This window comes from Roseovarius sp. ZX-A-9 (assembly GCF_028369135.1).
Lineage (GTDB): Bacteria > Pseudomonadota > Alphaproteobacteria > Rhodobacterales > Rhodobacteraceae > Roseovarius.
Genome location: NZ_JAPWHW010000015.1, coordinates 56975 through 73438 on the forward strand (window position 1 = coordinate 56975; position 16464 = coordinate 73438).

Consider the following 16464-nt stretch of genomic DNA (forward strand, 5'->3'; position numbering starts at 1 on the left):
CGCCGCTGCCAATGAGGCCACCGCCGCTACAGACGATGGTGCGGCCAGCGCGGGCGTGCCTGATACGCCGCAGTTGATCTGCCCTGCGTCGGACATTTTCGACGAGGCCCGCGTTGCCGCGGCGCTGGCAGAGGGGCCCGACGGCGACGGCCCGGCGTTGCGCAAACACACCGTCATGGTTCTGGCCGAAGAGAAAGAGCGCGGGCGCGCGGCCATTGCCGCCGCCCTGACCGCTGAACCCTTTGCGGCCCGGCCCGCCATCCACAGCTACACCTGGCTGACCGATTGCATCGTCAAATCGGCCTTTGCACTTGCCACCGGGCGGCTGCACCCCAACCCGACCCCGACCAACGCCGAGCGGCTGTCGGTGGTCGCCGTCGGCGGCTACGGGCGCGGCGAAATGGCGCCGCGGTCAGATGTCGATCTGCTGTTTCTCACCCCCTACAAGACCACCGCATGGGCCGAGAGCGTCATCGAATCGATGCTCTACATCCTGTGGGATCTGCGCTTGGACGTGGGCCACGCCAGCCGGACGATCCCCGATTGCCTGCGCCGCGCCGAGGAAGATTTCACCATCCGCACCGGCCTGCTCGAAAACCGCTGGCTGACCGGCGACGCGCAGCTTGCAGAGGATCTGAACCAGCGGCTGTGGAACGAGGTGTTCAAGGATACCGAACGCGCCTTTACCGAGGCCAAGCTGGAAGAGCGCGACCTGCGCCACGAGAAACAGGGCGGCCAGCGTTACATGGTCGAACCCAACGTCAAGGAAGGCAAAGGCGGGCTGCGCGACCTGCAATCGCTCTTCTGGATCGCCAAATATCTCTACCATGTCTCCGACGCCGCCGATCTGGTGGCCAACGGCATGTTCACCGAAGAAGAATTCAAGACATTCAGTGAGGCCGAGAATTTCCTCTGGGCGGTGCGCTGCCAGCTGCACCTGATCACCAAGCGGCCGAATGATCAGCTCACCTTTGATCTGCAGGTCGAGGTGGCCGAGCGGATGGGCTATTCCGACCGCGCCGGGCGGCGCGGGGTCGAGCATTTCATGCAACATTATTTCCGCCACGCCACCGCGGTGGGCGATCTCACCCGCATCTTCCTGACCAAGCTGGAGGCGGCGCATGTCAAGTCAGAGCCGCTGCTGCAACGCCTGTTCCGGCGCAAACGCGCGCTGAAGGACGGCTATATCGAGGTCCACGGGCGTCTGGCGATCAAGGACGAGGCGGCGTTTCTCTCTGATCCGCTGAACCTTCTGCACGTGTTCGAAGAGGGGCTGCGCACCGGCCTGCTGATCCACCCCGACGCGATGCGCCTTGTCACCGCCAATCTGGACCGGATCGACGACAGCGTGCGGGCCGACCCGGCAGCGCAAAAGCTGTTCCTGGGCCTGCTGCTGAAACACGGCAACCCCGAACGCGCGCTGCGGCGCATGAACGAACTGGGCGTGCTCAGCGCCTTCATCCCCGAATTCGAGCCGATCGTCGCGATGATGCAGTTCAACATGTATCACAGCTATACGGTGGACGAGCATACCATCCAGTGCATCAGCCATCTCAGCCGGATCGAGCGCGGCAAGCTGATCGAGGAATTGCCGGTTGTCTCCTCTATCCTGAAAGAGGGCGTCAATCGCCGGGTGCTCTACGTGGCGCTGCTGCTGCATGACATCGGCAAGGGACGGGACGAGGACCATTCGATCCTGGGTGCGCAGATCGTGCGCCGCGTCGCCCCCCGGCTGGGCCTGAAACCCAAGGAAGTCGACACCGTCGAGTGGCTGGTGCGCTACCACCTGCTGATGTCCGACATGGCGCAGAAACGCGACATCGCCGACCCCCGCACCGTGCGCGATTTCGCAAAGGCGGTGCAGACCAAGCAGCGGCTCGACCTGCTCTGCGCCTTGACGGTCTGCGACATCCGCGGCGTGGGCCCGGGCACCTGGAACAACTGGAAGGCATCGCTGATCCGCGCGCTCTACCGCCAGACCCTGCGCGCCATGGAAGGCGGGCTGGAGGATCTCAACCGCGAACAGCGCGGCTCGGACGCCAAGCGCAACCTGCGCGCCGCGCTCAAGGGCTGGGACGCCAAGGCGCTCAAGGCCGAAACCTCGCGGCACTACCCGCCCTACTGGCAGGGCCTGCACGTCACCGCGCATGTGGTCTTTGCCACCCTGCTGCGCGATCTCGACGCCGACCAGATCGGCATCGACCTGCACCCCGACGACGACCGCGACGCCACCCGCGCCTGCTTTGCCATGGCCGACCACCCCGGCATGTTCTCGCGGCTGGCGGGGGCGCTGGCGCTGGTGGGGGCCAACGTAGTGGACGCGCGCACCTATACGTCAAAGGACGGCTTTGCCACCGCCGCCTTCTGGATACAGGACGCCGACGGCCACCCGTTCGAAACCGCCCGCCTGCCGCGCCTGCGCCAGACCATCCTCAAGACCCTCAAGGGCGAGGTCGTGGCCCGCGACGCGATCAAGTCGCGCGACAAGATCAAGAAACGCGAACGCGCCTTCCGGGTACCCACCCATATCACCTTCGACAACGAAGGGTCCGAGATCTACACGATCATCGAGGTCGATACCCGCGACCGCCCCGCGCTGCTGTTCGACCTGACGCGCACCCTGGCGGCGGCCAATGTCTATATCGCCAGCGCCGTGATCGCGACCTATGGCGAGCAGGTGGTGGACACCTTCTATGTCAAGGACATGTTCGGCCTGAAATTCTACTCCGAGGCCAAACGCGCCGCCCTCGACCGCAAACTGCGCGCCGCGATCGCCGAAGGCGCTGAACGCGCGATTACCTGAGGGGGCGGATCGCCACCACCGCCCATGCCGGGCAGCGCCCGCCCGCGGGTGGGCGCCGCCCCGCTTGAATGGGCCACTTTATCGCCCGGCCACATCCCACGACGATTGAAGGAGCCAACGCTGCCAAAGCGCCCGTCCGTCGTGCTGTAAGCACGCCTCCGGCGTGGGGGCGGTCGGGCGCTGCCCGGCGGCGCGCAAAGCGCGCCTTGATTCCGGGCTGGGGGGCTGTTGCCGGGTTTCAAATTATTTGCCAGCCACGACTGCTGTTGTGTTGTTATGAGTGAACTGAAACTTCCATGTTCACGTAGACGATCCATTCAATTTATCAGTTTTCGCGTTACTTGTAACGGTCATTGGATGGAGTTATTTATGGAAGTGGTTAGCGCTAGTGGGATATGGCATGTATAATTTTCAGTTATCAGAGGGTTATATTGGTGGGGCAATTGTTGAGATTGACACAGTGCGTTATGAGGAATTGCTGCACGCGAATGCGGTCATAAAGCCTATTTGGGATTTAGAGGATACCTTCTCGCTTCTCGCTAATTCATTTATAGAACTTGAAGAGTACTTTCTTAGCCTCGGTATATCCTATTTCTACCAGAAAGATATGCAGCGTGACATGAATCATTTCTTTGATGACGTCCGCCAAGGTGCGAACCTTAAGCTAATTTCGGCGCTTACGGCTTCAAGAGTGTACGAAGAGCAGCTACATCGGAAAACCTCTTTGTTGTCAAAATTGACAGAAACAAAAATCGACCTTTGTCCCAGCTTCTCGTCTGCATTTGATGAAAGTATTGAGTATCGCGTTATGTACGCACTTCGAAACCATGCACAACATCGTCAGTTGCCGTTAACCAATATCATCTTTAGCAGCTCAAACCTTTCTGAAACAGGTGACATGCGCGATGGGGCTGCATCCCGCCACCGTATCACGATAGATCCCAAAATTTCAGTCACTGAATTTTGTAATTCGGACAAAATAAAATCCTCGACTCGAGAGGAAGTTCGGGATTTAGGTTATCAATACCTTGACCTAAAATTTTTCATGCGAGGCTTTCTTTCATGCCTTGCTGTTTGTCATGAGGATTTTCGAAAAGCGACTGAACCTTTCGTGGAAATCTATTTAACCGCATTGAAGGAAGCGCGCGATGAACTCTGGAAATTAAAGGGTGACGAACCGAAGCACATCTGTATTTTTAAGCGATACGAAGGTAGAGTGGTTGAAAAACACTACATTGACTATACAGAAAGATCGCGTCTCCGAGACCTCCGTGGGTTCTGGACTGGGCTTCAGTCGGTTCAGCGAGGCTACGTTTCATCTGAAGTCAAGCTATCAAAAGATACATATCCCGAACAGCACGAGAAAGTCTGGATCGCAAAATGAAAATAATTATCTAATCGTGAATTCGGAACGTTTTTTTCTAAAGGCGTAGCCCTAGCAGTGATTGCCAAAAGCTGTAGAGTAACGAAGCGAGATTTGAGCCACCTAAAAGAATGTTTATCTTCCCCCCCATCACCGCCCCGCCGCAAACTCCGCGCGCCTCCTGGCTTCGGCCTCTTCCAGCAACGCCATGCGCAGGCGGCGGTCCTCGTTCAGGCGTTGCAGCATCTTCCACTCGGCATAGTCCTCTCGGGTATTGGCCACGCGCCATAGCGCGCGGGCCTCGTGGGCGGGGACCAGCCCGGCCATGGGGCGGCCCCGGCGGGTCACGATCAGCCGCGAGCCCTGCATCCGCACCTGGTCGAGGTAGTCGCGCAGGTAGCTGCGGAAATGGTCGGTGCTCACCTCGGGCACCGGGGTGGTGTCGATCTGGCTCATGGCGCGGCTCTCTGCTCTGGCCCGGTTTGCGTCTGCGCCATCCTGCGCCGCAAATCTTGTCAGCCGCTTAACCCGCCGCGCGTTGCCCCATGCGGTCTGTGCGGCGCTCTCGTACGGTTTCCCCGTCCGAACCGGACAGATCCGCGCGCCGCCCCGTCCCGATGCGGCGAAAACCTGCAAACCGCTATGCTTTTGTGGCCTCTCGTGCGGCCCACCCGTGCGGTTCGGACGGGGTTTTCGTACCGATGGGCCTTTTCGCCGGGGCTTGTGTCCTCTAATCGGGGGGGGATCGATCCCTTGGCCAGAGGTCCGCCCATGAAACCCCCACGCCTTCTTGCCGGTGTGTTGACCGTCGGCGTCTGGACCCTGCTCAGCCGCGTGCTGGGCTTTGTCCGCGACGTTCTGATCGCGGGGTTTCTTGGCCCCGGCCCATTGATGGATGCCTTTGTCGCGGCGTTCCGCCTGCCCAACCTGTTCCGCCGCTTCTTTGCCGAGGGCGCGTTCAACGCGGCCTTCGTGCCGATGTTCTCCAAACGGCTCGAAGCGGAAGAGAACGCAGACGGGTTCGCCAGCCTCGCGATGAGCGGTCTGGCCCTTGTTTTGCTGGCTCTGACGGGCTTGGCGATGGTGTTCATGCCGGCGCTGGTCTGGGCCACCGCCGAGGGGTTTTCCGGCGACGCACGCTTTGATCTGACGGTCGAGTTTGGCCGCGTCGTGTTTCCCTACATTCTGTTCATTTCGCTGGCCGCGCTGCTGTCCGGCGTGCTGAACGCGACCGGGCGTTTCACCGCCGCCGCCGCCGCTCCGGTGATGCTGAACGTGATGCTCTGCACCGCGATGGGCTACGCGGTGATGACCGGCGGGCAGGTGGTGCAGGCGCTGGTCTGGACGATCCCTTTTGCCGGAGTTGTACAACTCGCGCTGGTCTGGGTCGCCGCCCACCGCGCCGGTCGCAACATCCGCCTCGTCCGCCCGCGCTGGACGCCCGAGATGCGCCAGCTCGTGCGCATCGCCGTTCCGGCGGCTTTGGCAGGGGGCGTCATGCAGATAAATCTGCTTGTTGGTCAACAGGTTGCCAGTAATTTCGAGAACGCGGTCAGCTGGCTTTACGCCGCCGACCGGCTCTATCAACTGCCGCTGGGCGTGGTCGGAATCGCCGTCGGCATCGTCCTGCTCCCGGACCTGTCCCGCCGCCTGCGCGCCCGCGACGACCTCGGCGCCCGCGAAGCCCTGAGCCGCGCCGGAGAAATTTCACTGGCCCTGACCATCCCCGCCGCCGTGGCGTTGGTGGTCATTCCCATTCCGCTGATCACCGTCCTGTTCGAGCGCGGCGCATTCGGCACCGACGACACTGCCGCCACGGCGCTGGCGGTGGCAATATACGGGCTGGGCCTGCCCGCCTTCGTGTTGCAGAAAGTGCTGCAACCGCTTTATTTTGCACGCGAAGATACCCGGCGTCCGTTTCACTACGCGGTGGTCGCGATGGTGGTGAACGTCGTCATTGCCATCGGGCTTGCGCCGTTCATCGGCTGGATCGCCGCGGCCATCGCCACCACCGTCGCGGGCTGGGCGATGGTCTGGCTGCTGTTGCGTGGAACCAGACCTTTTGGCGATGTCGCACGGTTCGACGCGCGGTTTCGCCGCCGTCTCTGGCGGATCACCCTCGCGGCGCTGCTGATGGGGGCGGTGCTCTGGGCAGGTGTGCTGCTGATCGGGCCGTTTCTTGGCCTGAGCGGCTGGCGCTGGCTGGCGCTGTTGGTGCTGATCCTTCTCGGCGCGCTCACCTACGGGCTGTTCGGGCGGCTCTTTGGGGCCTTTGACAAACGGGCGCTGCGCAGCGCATTCCGGCGGGGCTGATCTGCGGCTCTCGGGACCTTCGCGGGCCGTCTTTCGCCTCAGCGTCCGCGCAGCCGCTGATGGATTTTGCGCCAGCCGCCGGGGCTGACGAAAAACGACAGGACAAAGCCGGCGCCAAACCCGGCCACATCGGCCAGCCACCGCATGTTCGCACCGAAGAGCAGGCTGAAGAGCAACTGCGCGCCCATCAGTAGCCCGATGAGCGCAAAGGCCCGCGTCTGCCTTGCCCCCAGTTCTCCGAGCTTGAGCCAGAGCAGATAGGTGAAGGCGCCAATCAGGCCGTAAACCCCCGGAAACGCGCCGTAAACCCAAGGCGGGTCGACCACAAACGCGGCGTAGAACGCAGCGCCCAGAATGGAAGAACTGACAAAGACCGCAAGAACCGCCCAACCGCTGAATATCTCGCCGACGAACTTGCCCATCGCCAGCAACATTACCCCGGCAAACAACGCATGAGTGAAATCACCGTGCACGAACGGATAGGTCACGAACCGCACCAGATGCTCGGGCGGATAGCGGCCATTGGTCCACATCCACTGCATCACTTGCGAATTGAACGCGTAATCCTGTATCGCCGCCTGCCGCCAACCGATGGCCCCGGGGCCGCCGATGATACCCCGTGCGCCCAGCGAAATGGCGATCTCTATTCCGATGATTGCTAGAAACAACGCCATCACCACGGGAGGCAACGGGTTGAGGGGGCTTTCGGTTTCCGGACTGCGCATGATCGGGCCTCTGCTTGACGGGGCTTTGGTGCATGGGTAAGCGAGGCAGGCATAGAAATCCAGACAGGAGAACGGCCATGTCCGGCCCGACCCACGCAACGTCCCACACCCCACGTGTTTTTTCGGGCATCCAGCCTTCCGGAAATTTGCACCTTGGCAACTATCTTGGCGCACTGAAACGCTTTGCTGACAGTCAGGGCAAGGGGACGCCGACGATTTATTGTATGGTTGATATGCATGCGATCACGGTCTGGCAAAACCCTGCTGATCTGCGCCACGCCACGCGCGAACTCTGTGCGGGCTTCATCGCGGCAGGGCTTGATCCGGAGCAATCGATTCTTTTCAACCAGAGCCAGGTCGCCGAACACGCGCAATTGGCCTGGATTTTCAACTGTGTCGCGCGCATGGGTTGGATGGGTCGCATGACCCAGTGGAAAGACAAGGCCGGCAAGAATGCCGAAAATGCCTCGCTCGGTCTTCTGGCATACCCGGCACTGATGGCTGCGGATATCCTCGTGTATCACGCAACGCATGTTCCTGTGGGCGAGGACCAGAAACAGCACCTGGAGCTGACGCGCGATGTGGCGGCCAAGTTTAACCATGACTACGGCGTTGACTTCTTCCCGATCCCCGAACCCGTGATCGAAGGTGCCGCAACGCGGGTGATGAGCTTGCGTGACGGGTCCAAGAAGATGTCGAAATCCGACGCTTCCGACATGAGCCGCATCAACATGACAGATGACGCCGACGCGATCGCCAAGAAAATTCGGAAGGCCAAGACCGATCCCGAGCCGCTGCCCTCTGATCTGGAGGGGCTGGCCGACCGCCCCGAGGCGCGCAATCTGGTAAATATCTACGCGGGCCTTGCAGACACGAACGCCGAGGCCGTCATAGCGGAGATGGGTGGCAAGGCATTTTCCGAGTTCAAACCGGCTTTGGCCGATCTGGCCGTCGCGAAACTGGCCCCGATATCCAGTGAGATGGAGCGTCTGATGCAAGACCCGGCAGAGATTGACCGGATCCTCGGCAAAGGCGCCGCAGCGGCGCGGGAAATCGCGGCACCAATCTTGCAGAAAACCTACGACATCGTCGGGATGGTTGGCGCCAAGGTCGATTGAGGCGCTCTAAGCGACTAAGGACTTTTCATCTTTCCCCAAATACCTGTTTCCGACCGGTCGCGACGCGGGTTCAGATGCGAGCCCGGAGCCGCAGGCGCCGATTACTGGGCCGCGCGCCGCAAGGCGCTCATCCGGATCAGACGTCAGCCACGGGTGGCGCGGGTCAGCGCCTGTTCAAGATCGGCGATCAGATCATCCACGTCCTCGATCCCGATGCTCAGCCGTAGCAAGTTCGGATGCACCTTGAAACCTTCACCCGAGACAGTCTTGCGGTGCTCTATCAGGCTCTCCACGCCGCCGAGCGACGTGGCGGGGTAAAACACCTCGCAGAACCGGGCGGTGTCGATAGCGGTCTGTTCGGTGCCCTTGGTCACGATCGAGAGCATGCCGCCATAAAGGCCGCCAGTCTGGCGCGTGGCAATTTCGTGCCCCGGATGCGATGGCAGGCCGGGGAAGAGCACGCGCTCGATCAGGGGATGGCCCTCGAAATGTGCGGCAAAGGCAAGGGCATTCTGCGTTGCCCTCTCGACCCGCAGCATCAGCGTCCGCATCCCGCGAATGAGCAGAAACGCGTCGAACGATTGCAGCACGGTGCCCTGCAATTTCCGGATGTGAAACACCTCGTCCCACCATGTCCCCGTTTCGCGGACCGAAAGTGCCCCGGCGGTGACGTCGGAATGACCGTTGAGGTACTTGGTTGCCGAATGAAACGAGATATCGGCGCCGAGATCCAGCGCGCGGGTGCAACAGGGCGGCGTGCCGGTGCAATCGGTGAATAGCTTGGCACCTGCGTCATGGGCAATCCGGGCGGCGGCGGCGATGTCGGTCACGTCCCAGTCGGGGTTGTTGGGGGTCTCAACCCAAACAAGTGCCGTTTCGCCGGGGCGGATCGCGGCCTGCATCGCGGCCAGATCACCGGTGCTGTAGAAACTTACATCGAGGCGGCCCAATGCGTGGTGCTTTTGGAGCTGCTGTAAGACGCCGTGATACATTACATCGGGCGCAACGACATGAGCGCGGGCGGGCAGAGCCTCCATTACCGCGCTGGCGGCCGACATGCCGGAGGCGAACAGCATCGTGTCGGCGGCATTTTCCAGATCCGCGATGACTGCCTCGGCGTGATCGGTGGTCTGGTTGCTGTCGCGGCGGTAGATATAGGATTTGCGCTCGGAATAGTCGGCAGCGCGGGCATAGGTAGCCGAAGGCTGGATCGGCGGGACAATCGCGCCGGTCTCGTTGTCGAGATAGCGCAGCGCTTGTGCGAGGCGGGTGGCGGGCGAGAGCTGGCGGTTTTTCATATGTTGATGCCTTTTCGCAAGATGCTCATCCGGCCTTGCGGATGTATTCGCGGTTTTGGCCTTCGGCGAGGGTATTTGTCGCGAGAAGAAACGGGGCGGCGCATGGAGCCGCCCCGTTTGATATCATGACAATGCCGCGTCGCAACGCGCACAGGTGCCCGGATGTTGGTGGGTGCCGACATCGGGCAGGAATTTCCAGCAACGCTGGCATTTATCGCCATCTGCCTTGGCGAAGGTCACCGCTATGCCGCCGATTTCGGGCAATGTGAACGCATCTGCGGGTGCGTCCGCATCGGTCAGGGTGATCTGCGACGTGATGCAGATATCCTCGAACGGGACGGATTGCAGCGCGGCCAATGTGTCGGGTTCAGCGATGTAAACCGTCGGGGCGGCTTCGAGCGAGGAGCCAATGACCTTGTCGGTGCGCTGGATTTCCAGCGCCGCTGTAACGACCCGGCGCGCCTTGCGCACTTCAGCCCATTTGGTGGCCAGCGCGTCGTCTCGCCATGCCTGCGGGGTGTCGGGGATATCCTGCAGATGCAGGGAGCTCCCCGCGCCGGGGAACCGCTCCAGCCAGACTTCTTCCATTGTGAAGACCAGCACCGGCGCAAGCCATGTGGTCAGCCGGTGAAAGAGCAGGTCGAGCACGGTGTGCGCTGCGCGGCGTTCGGCACTGTCGCCATCGCAATAGAGAACGTCCTTGCGAATATCGAAGTAGAAGGCGGACAGATCGAGTGTGCAGAAGTTGAACAGCGCCTGAAACACGCCCTGGAAATCATAGGCGGCATAGCCCTCGCGCACACGGGTATCGAGTTCTGCCATCCGGTGCAGCACCCAGCGTTCCAGTTCCGGCATTTCCGAAGCGTCGACGCGGTCGCTCTCCTCGAAATGCGCCAATGCGCCCAGCAGGTAGCGCATGGTGTTGCGCAGGCGACGGTAGCTGTCGGACACGCCTTTGAGGATTTCAGGACCGATGCGCAGATCGGCAGTGTAGTCCGATTGCGCCACCCACAGGCGCAGGATATCCGCGCCGTATTGCTTGGTCACATCCTCAGGCGCCACGGTGTTGCCCACCGATTTGGACATCTTGTTGCCCTTGGCATCCAGCGTGAAGCCATGGGTCAGCACGCCACGATAGGGCGCGCGACCCATCGTTCCGCAGGCCTGCAACATTGAGGAATGGAACCAGCCGCGGTGTTGGTCGGTGCCTTCGAGGTAGAGATCGGCCAACCCGTCGTCCGAGCCATCTTCACGGTCGCGCAGGACAAAGGCATGGGTGGAGCCCGAATCGAACCACACGTCGAGGATGTCTGTGACCTGATCCCAATCGTCAGGGTTCACGATGCCCTCGAGGAAGCGCGCCTTGGCGCCGTCCTTGTACCAGGCATCAGCACCTTCGGCCTCGAACGCGGCGAGGATACGCGCGTTGACCTCTTCATTGCGCAGAAGGAAATCCTCATCCGTGGGCAGCGCGCCGCGCTTTGTGAAACACGTCAGCGGCACGCCCCAGGCGCGTTGCCGCGACAGGACCCAGTCAGGCCGCGCTTCGATCATCGAATAGAGACGGTTGCGGCCCTTTTGCGGGGTCCATGTCACCAATTCATCAATCGAGGTCAGCGCCCGCTCACGGATCGTCTTGCCATAAGTGTCTTGCCCGTCGCCTACGGGGCGGTCGATGGCGGCGAACCATTGCGGCGTGTTACGGTAGATGATTGGCGCCTTGGAGCGCCATGAATGCGGATAACTGTGCTTGATCTTGCCGCGCGCCAGCAGGCCGCCGACTTCGACCAGCTTGTCGATGACCGCCTTATTGGCATCGCCCTCCTTGCCGTTCGGCTTGAGGATGGTCTTGCCGCCGAAGAAGGGCAGATCGGCGCGGAAACTGCCGTCATCCATCACGTTGTAGGTGATGACCTGCTCCAGCATCCCGAGATCACGGTAGAGTTCGTATTCTTCCATGCCGTGGGACGGCGCGCAGTGTACGAAACCGGTGCCTTCTTCGTCGGTGACGAAATCGGCGGCGCGGAAATCGCGCGGGGTGTCCCATTCGTCGTTCGAGCCTTCGGCACCGGCGAGGGGATGATTGAGCGAGAGACCCGCCAGTTCGTCAGCCGAAACACCGCGCACACGTTTCCACATGCCATCTTCCAGCCGCGCACGGCTGAACACGTCCCCCGCCAGTTTATCCGCCAGCAGGAAGCGTTCGCCGGGCGCGGCCCAGCATTCCTCGGGCGCATCCGTCACCTCGTAAAGGCCATAGTCGTAACCCGCGCCGTAGACGACCGCCTTGTTCGAAGGGATGGTCCAAGGCGTCGTGGTCCAGATGACGACATTCGCACCTTGAAGATCGCCTGTCGTGGCCACCGGGAACTTCACCCAGACGGTAAAGCTCTCCTTGTCGTGGTACTCGACCTCCGCCTCGGCCAACGCGGTTTGCTCGACGGGCGACCACATCACGGGCTTGGACCCTTGATACAGCGTGCCGTTCATCAGGAATTTCTGGAACTCCTCCGCGATGATCCGTTCGGCGCGAAAATCCATGGTCAGATAGGGCTTTTCCCATTTGCCGGTGACACCGAGGCGTTTGAACTCGCTGCGCTGAACATCGATCCAGCTATCGGCAAATTTGCGGCATTCCTGCCGGAAGGCGACGATGTCGACCTCGTCCTTGTTCTTGCCCTTGGAGCGGTACTGTTCCTCGATCTTCCACTCGATCGGCAGGCCGTGGCAATCCCAGCCGGGGATGTAACGGGCATCGCGACCCATCATCTGTTGGCTGCGCACGACCATGTCCTTGAGGATCTTGTTCAGCGCGTGGCCGATATGCAGGTGACCGTTGGCATAGGGCGGGCCGTCATGCAGCGTGAAAGGCACGCGGGTGCCGGGGGCCTCTGCCGCCTTTTCGCGCAGCCGGTCATAGATGCCGATTTCTTCCCAACGCGCCAGCCATTCCGGCTCGCGCTTGGGCAGGCCCGCGCGCATCGGAAAATCGGTGCGGGGCAGGTTCAGGGTGGATTTGTAATCAGGTGTTGCGGTCGCGTCGGCGCACATCGGGGGCGTCCTTTGTCATACGGGTCATGTCAAAATGGTGTGGGGCGGCGCGAATCGTCAAACGCCTTGTCCCGGCGGCTCATGCTGTCAGAGCGCCGGGCATGTAATTCGAATGATGATCGCCTTGGCGTATCTCATGCGTGGCCTTATAAGGCGCTGGTTTCGCGGCGTCCAGAGCCGCGCGCACCTGCGTCCATCTGACTGCTGGAACCTGAAGCGCGATTGACCGAATGTCGGGCCGGATCCGCAGGCAGGAGCGCTGGCATGGCCAATCCGCTGAGACAATTCGACATCACCGAGGACGAGATCACCAAAGTGGTCACGTTGTTCTATGCGCGAGTGCGCAAGGATCCTGATCTGGGGCCGGTCTTTGCCGCCCATATTGCCGCTGACGGCTGGCCTGCGCATGAGGCCAAGATTGTCGGGTTCTGGTCGAACGCGATCCTGCGCACGCGCAGCTATTCGGGCAATCCGATGCAGGTGCACATGGCCGCGACCGATGTGCAGGACGTGCATTTTCCGGTCTGGCTGGGCTTGTTTGACACGGTTCTGGCCGAATGCCTGCCGGATGCGACGGCACGCGCGTGGTCGGCGCTGGCGCACCGGATCAGCCGAGGGTTTCTCTACGGTCTGGAGATACGTAAACCGCCCGGCGAGGTGCCGGTGTTCCGTTAATGCGAGTCGGCATGGGGGCGTGCCGCGTCTATGGGCCAAACCCGTCAGCCGCCCGAGCGGGGCAAGAACCCGGCCAGCGCGCGACCGACCAGCCGCGAGACCGAAGGCCGCTTGCCCTTTGAGAAGGGTAGCGGGCGGCAAACTTCCATCGCCGAGACGCCTACCCTAGCTGTCAGTGCCCCGTTCACGATTCCCTCGCCAAAACGGCGCGAAAGCTTGGACAGCAGGGTGCCACCCGCAACCGATCCGATCAGGTCGTCGCCCACAGCGATCGCGCCGGTGGCCACCAGATGCGACAGCACCACCCGCGTCAGCCGCCAACTGCCCAGCGTTCCGGAGCGACCGCCATAAATCTCGGCCACGCGCCGGATCATGCGCAGGTTCGACGAAAGGGCGACGAACACATCTGCCAGCGCCAGCGGTACGATGGCGGTCACGGTGGCGACTTGGCGGGCGGCGGCCTCTACTTCTTTTTTCGCGGCGGCATCCAGCGGTGCCAGCAGTTCGGCCTCGGCCAGGGCCAGCAGCGTGGTGGCGTCGAACTGATCTGCCTGCCGCTCTTGCAGCCGTTCGCGGCCCCATGCGGTATCCTCGCGCGCGGCGTAAAGCTGGTTCAGCCCCTCAATCACCTTGCGCGCGCCTGCCAGATCGTTATCGGCCAACGCCGTGTCTGCGGCACGGTGCAGCGTGTCGATGCGGCGCAGGCGCGAAAAGGCGGAAATTTCGCGTAGTGCGATGGCGATCACGACCAGCAGAAAAATCGCGACCAGAACCGTCACTGCATATCCCACCAACGGCATGCGGGCGATCAGGTTGTTGACGAAATCCCATGCCGCGATGGAAACCACCACCCCCAGCAGCGTCAGCAGGAGCGACCAGAACAGCCGCGCCAATCGCGACGGCCGTCCAGCGGCCAGCGCCGCGATGGTTTGCATCGCGCGCCCATCGGGGGTTGCGGTGCCGGACAGATCGGCCTCGGGCACTGGTGGGGCTTCGGCAGGATTGGCCGGGGCTTTTCGTGCCTCTTCGGCTTCAATGTCGAACAGGACTGGGCCCTTGCTCATGCTTCGGCACTCCTTTGGCTGGATTCGGGGGGCCAGACCATCAAGATATCCGGTAGGTTCTCGTCATTGCCGCCGCCTCGTGCGCGGGCGACCTCGACAAAGCCATGTGCCGTGTAAAAGGCCCTGGCGGGGTGATTGGCCTCGACCACCCACAGCTCCAGCCGGGGTGATTGCGATTTGGCGTCTTGCAACAGGGCACTGCCTAACCCGCGGCGGCGTGCGCGCGGATGCACATAAAGTGCAAGAATGCGTTCGCCCTCACGCGTGATAAAGGCCGCGGGCCCGCATCGGCCCGGTACAATCCGCACCCAGCCGCGCCGCGTGAACTGCGCCATCAACCGCAGATCGGTGTGCCGGGGGCGCACTCGGGGCAGCCACGGGGTGCTGCGCGCAAATGCCCAGAGAATCGCGGTCATCTGCGGCACATGGTGCAGCCGGGCGCGGCGTGGTTCGGGACGGCGCGCCAGTTTCACAGCTTGTCTCCGATCAGGAATTGCGCGGCGCGGTCAAGCCGGATATGCGGCGGCCCGTCGCCTGCCCGAAGGGTCAGCGGTGCGGGTGCAAACTTCATGATCTGGTAATCCTGATCGAGCCACGCCTCCTGACCTTTTTGTGCGGCACTGATCAGCGCCGAGGGGTTTTCCGGCAACGTGCCGGGGTAGAAGGCCGCTTGCTTGCCGCTATCAAGCAATGTGCCGCGCACGCAATCAAGGGTATCCCCGGCATGCTCGCGTGTCTCTTCAACCGTGGCGCGCAATGCGGCAATGGCCAGCGCCTGGGTTTCGGCCCCTTCGAACCGGGCGCGATCCCGAGCGGTGCGGGTCAGGGCCTCCATGATCGCGGTCAGGCGCGCATGCTGGCTATGGTGCAGGTGGTCGGCCTTGGTCGCGGCAAAGAGGATTTTCTCGACTCGTCGCCCGCGCAGTAGGCGGGTGAGGAAAGCATTTCGGCCCGGACGAAAGGCCGACAGGATTTCGGTCATCGTCTCTTGCAGATCGGCGACCGCGCGGGGGCCGGAATGGATTGCGCCAAGCGCGTCCACCAGTACGATCTGCCGGTCGATCCGAGAGAAATGATCGCGAAAGAACGGTGTGACCACCTCGCGCCGGTAAGCGTCATAGCGCCGCTCCATCTCGCGCCAGAGGCTGTGACGGCCGGGGCGATCGGTGGCGGGCAAGGGGGCGAAGGTCAGGGCCGGAGAACCCTCCATTGCGCCCGGCAGCAGGAACCGGCCCGGTGCGATGCCGGTATAGCCCGCATCGCGCGCCGCGCCCAGATAGCCGGTGAAGGCAGCGGCGAGTGCCTTGATTTGCGGATCGTCCCAGTCAGCTGCCGGATCGGTGCTGCGGATCAGTGCCAGCGCCCCATCTGCGGCGGGGCGTGTCTGCATGGCGCCCAGTGCTTGCGCCGACCATTCAGCATAGGATTTGTCCATCAGCGCCAGATCGAGCAACCATTCGCCGGGGTAATCCACGATATCCACGTGGATCGTGCGCGGGCCCGTCAGCCCCGCCAGCATCCCGGCTGGGCGCACGCGAAGCGATAGGCGCAGTTCGGAAATCGTTCGGGTACTGTCGGGCCAGTGCGGCTGGCTGGCGGTGAGGGCCGCAAGATGCTCCTCAAAATCGAAGCGCGGCACGGTATTGTCGGGCTGGGGTTGCAGGAACGCGGCCTCGATTCGCCCCTCGGCTGCGGCGACAAGACCGGGCATGCGGCCGCGGTCCATCAAATTGGCGACGAGCGAGGTGATGAACACCGTCTTGCCCGATCGCGCAAGCCCGGTGACGCCGATACGGATCACCGGTTCGAAAAACGTTTCGGACAGGGTGTTGCTGACCGCGTCGAACCCGCGCGTCAGACCATCCGCCATTGCCCCGATCACCACTCGCTTGCCCCCTTTGCGCCTCTGCCATCCATAGATAACGGCGGGCCGTTGCGGTTGCTAGGGGCAAGCGGTTCGCGGAATTCCCCGGCCTTTGCATGTACCGAAGCGGCGGGTGCTTTCGGCGAGGATATTTTCGGCCAGAAGATGTATGCGGGCCATCTTTTCGGAA

General features: G+C 62.3%; 12 protein-coding genes. 5 read left to right on the forward strand and 7 right to left on the reverse strand.

All coding sequences use genetic code 11. The features are described 5' to 3' along the window. Positions 1 to 55: 55 nt before the first annotated feature. A complete protein-coding gene (locus O3306_RS14920; protein WP_272008741.1) occupies positions 56 to 2803 on the forward strand; it encodes a [protein-PII] uridylyltransferase in 2748 nt (915 codons plus the stop codon). Between the two features lie 400 nt (positions 2804 to 3203). Next, positions 3204 to 4187: a hypothetical protein gene (locus O3306_RS14925; protein ID WP_272008742.1), complete on the forward strand. Its 984-nt coding sequence runs from the start codon at positions 3204 to 3206 to the stop codon at positions 4185 to 4187. A gap of 129 nt (positions 4188 to 4316) precedes the next feature. On the opposite strand, the gene O3306_RS14930 is transcribed toward O3306_RS14925, so the two are convergent. Beyond that, on the reverse strand, positions 4317 to 4622 hold the full coding sequence (locus O3306_RS14930) for a type II toxin-antitoxin system Phd/YefM family antitoxin (protein ID WP_272008744.1): 306 nt from the start codon (positions 4620 to 4622) through the stop codon (positions 4317 to 4319). A gap of 315 nt (positions 4623 to 4937) precedes the next feature. Between O3306_RS14930 and murJ the strand changes: the two genes are divergently transcribed. Beyond that, positions 4938 to 6479 carry a murein biosynthesis integral membrane protein MurJ gene (murJ, locus tag O3306_RS14935; RefSeq protein ID WP_272008746.1) on the forward strand — a complete coding sequence of 514 codons (1542 nt, stop codon included), beginning with the start codon at positions 4938 to 4940 and terminating at the stop codon, positions 6477 to 6479. A gap of 38 nt (positions 6480 to 6517) precedes the next feature. Here the strand turns inward: murJ and O3306_RS14940 are convergent, their stop codons facing one another. Further along, on the reverse strand, positions 6518 to 7204 hold the full coding sequence (locus O3306_RS14940; protein ID WP_272008748.1) for a rhomboid family intramembrane serine protease: 687 nt from the start codon (positions 7202 to 7204) through the stop codon (positions 6518 to 6520). A 77-nt stretch (positions 7205 to 7281) separates the two neighbouring features. On the opposite strand from O3306_RS14940, the gene trpS reads away from it, so the two are divergent. Continuing rightward, a complete protein-coding gene (trpS, locus tag O3306_RS14945) occupies positions 7282 to 8322 on the forward strand; it encodes a tryptophan--tRNA ligase (RefSeq protein WP_272008750.1) in 1041 nt (346 codons plus the stop codon). A 143-nt stretch (positions 8323 to 8465) separates the two neighbouring features. Here the strand turns inward: trpS and O3306_RS14950 are convergent, their stop codons facing one another. Both O3306_RS14950 and ileS read right to left on the reverse strand, forming a co-directional pair. After that, a complete protein-coding gene (locus O3306_RS14950; RefSeq protein WP_272008752.1) occupies positions 8466 to 9620 on the reverse strand; it encodes a trans-sulfuration enzyme family protein in 1155 nt (384 codons plus the stop codon). A 123-nt stretch (positions 9621 to 9743) separates the two neighbouring features. Next, positions 9744 to 12671 carry an isoleucine--tRNA ligase gene (gene ileS, locus O3306_RS14955; RefSeq protein WP_272008753.1) on the reverse strand — a complete coding sequence of 976 codons (2928 nt, stop codon included), beginning with the start codon at positions 12669 to 12671 and terminating at the stop codon, positions 9744 to 9746. Positions 12672 to 12935: 264 nt separating this feature from the next. Here ileS and O3306_RS14960 point away from each other — a divergent pair, with 264 nt between their 5' ends. After that, on the forward strand, positions 12936 to 13346 hold the full coding sequence (locus O3306_RS14960) for a group III truncated hemoglobin (RefSeq protein ID WP_272008755.1): 411 nt from the start codon (positions 12936 to 12938) through the stop codon (positions 13344 to 13346). A 44-nt stretch (positions 13347 to 13390) separates the two neighbouring features. On the opposite strand, the gene O3306_RS14965 is transcribed toward O3306_RS14960, so the two are convergent. The 3 genes from O3306_RS14965 to O3306_RS14975 are packed head-to-tail and all read right to left on the reverse strand — an operon-like array spanning position 13391 to position 16295. Further along, entirely contained in the window at positions 13391 to 14410 is a 1020-nt protein-coding gene (locus tag O3306_RS14965) for a YcjF family protein (protein ID WP_272008758.1), read from the reverse strand. Further along, positions 14407 to 14883 carry a GNAT family N-acetyltransferase gene (locus O3306_RS14970; protein WP_272008760.1) on the reverse strand — a complete coding sequence of 159 codons (477 nt, stop codon included), beginning with the start codon at positions 14881 to 14883 and terminating at the stop codon, positions 14407 to 14409. Before O3306_RS14970 ends, O3306_RS14965 begins: the two co-directional genes overlap by 4 nt. Further along, complete coding sequence (locus O3306_RS14975) at positions 14880 to 16295, reverse strand: YcjX family protein (RefSeq protein ID WP_272008761.1); 1416 nt, start codon at positions 16293 to 16295, stop codon at positions 14880 to 14882. The genes O3306_RS14970 and O3306_RS14975 overlap by 4 nt, the downstream gene beginning before the upstream one ends. Between the last annotated feature and the right edge of the window lie 169 nt (positions 16296 to 16464).

Excerpts from the sequence above, each read along its gene's own strand:
- O3306_RS14930 (WP_272008744.1), bottom strand. The coding sequence starts at position 4,622 with ATGAGCCAGATCGACACCACCCCGGTGCCCGAGGTGAGCACCGACCAT.
- murJ (WP_272008746.1), top strand. The coding sequence starts at position 4,938 with ATGAAACCCCCACGCCTTCTTGCCGGTGTGTTGACCGTCGGCGTCTGG.
- trpS (WP_272008750.1), top strand. The coding sequence starts at position 7,282 with ATGTCCGGCCCGACCCACGCAACGTCCCACACCCCACGTGTTTTTTCG.
- O3306_RS14960 (WP_272008755.1), top strand. The coding sequence starts at position 12,936 with ATGGCCAATCCGCTGAGACAATTCGACATCACCGAGGACGAGATCACC.
- O3306_RS14925 (WP_272008742.1), top strand. The coding sequence starts at position 3,204 with ATGTATAATTTTCAGTTATCAGAGGGTTATATTGGTGGGGCAATTGTT.
- ileS (WP_272008753.1), bottom strand. The coding sequence starts at position 12,671 with ATGTGCGCCGACGCGACCGCAACACCTGATTACAAATCCACCCTGAAC.
- O3306_RS14940 (WP_272008748.1), bottom strand. The coding sequence starts at position 7,204 with ATGCGCAGTCCGGAAACCGAAAGCCCCCTCAACCCGTTGCCTCCCGTG.
- O3306_RS14965 (WP_272008758.1), bottom strand. The coding sequence starts at position 14,410 with ATGAGCAAGGGCCCAGTCCTGTTCGACATTGAAGCCGAAGAGGCACGA.
- O3306_RS14950 (WP_272008752.1), bottom strand. The coding sequence starts at position 9,620 with ATGAAAAACCGCCAGCTCTCGCCCGCCACCCGCCTCGCACAAGCGCTG.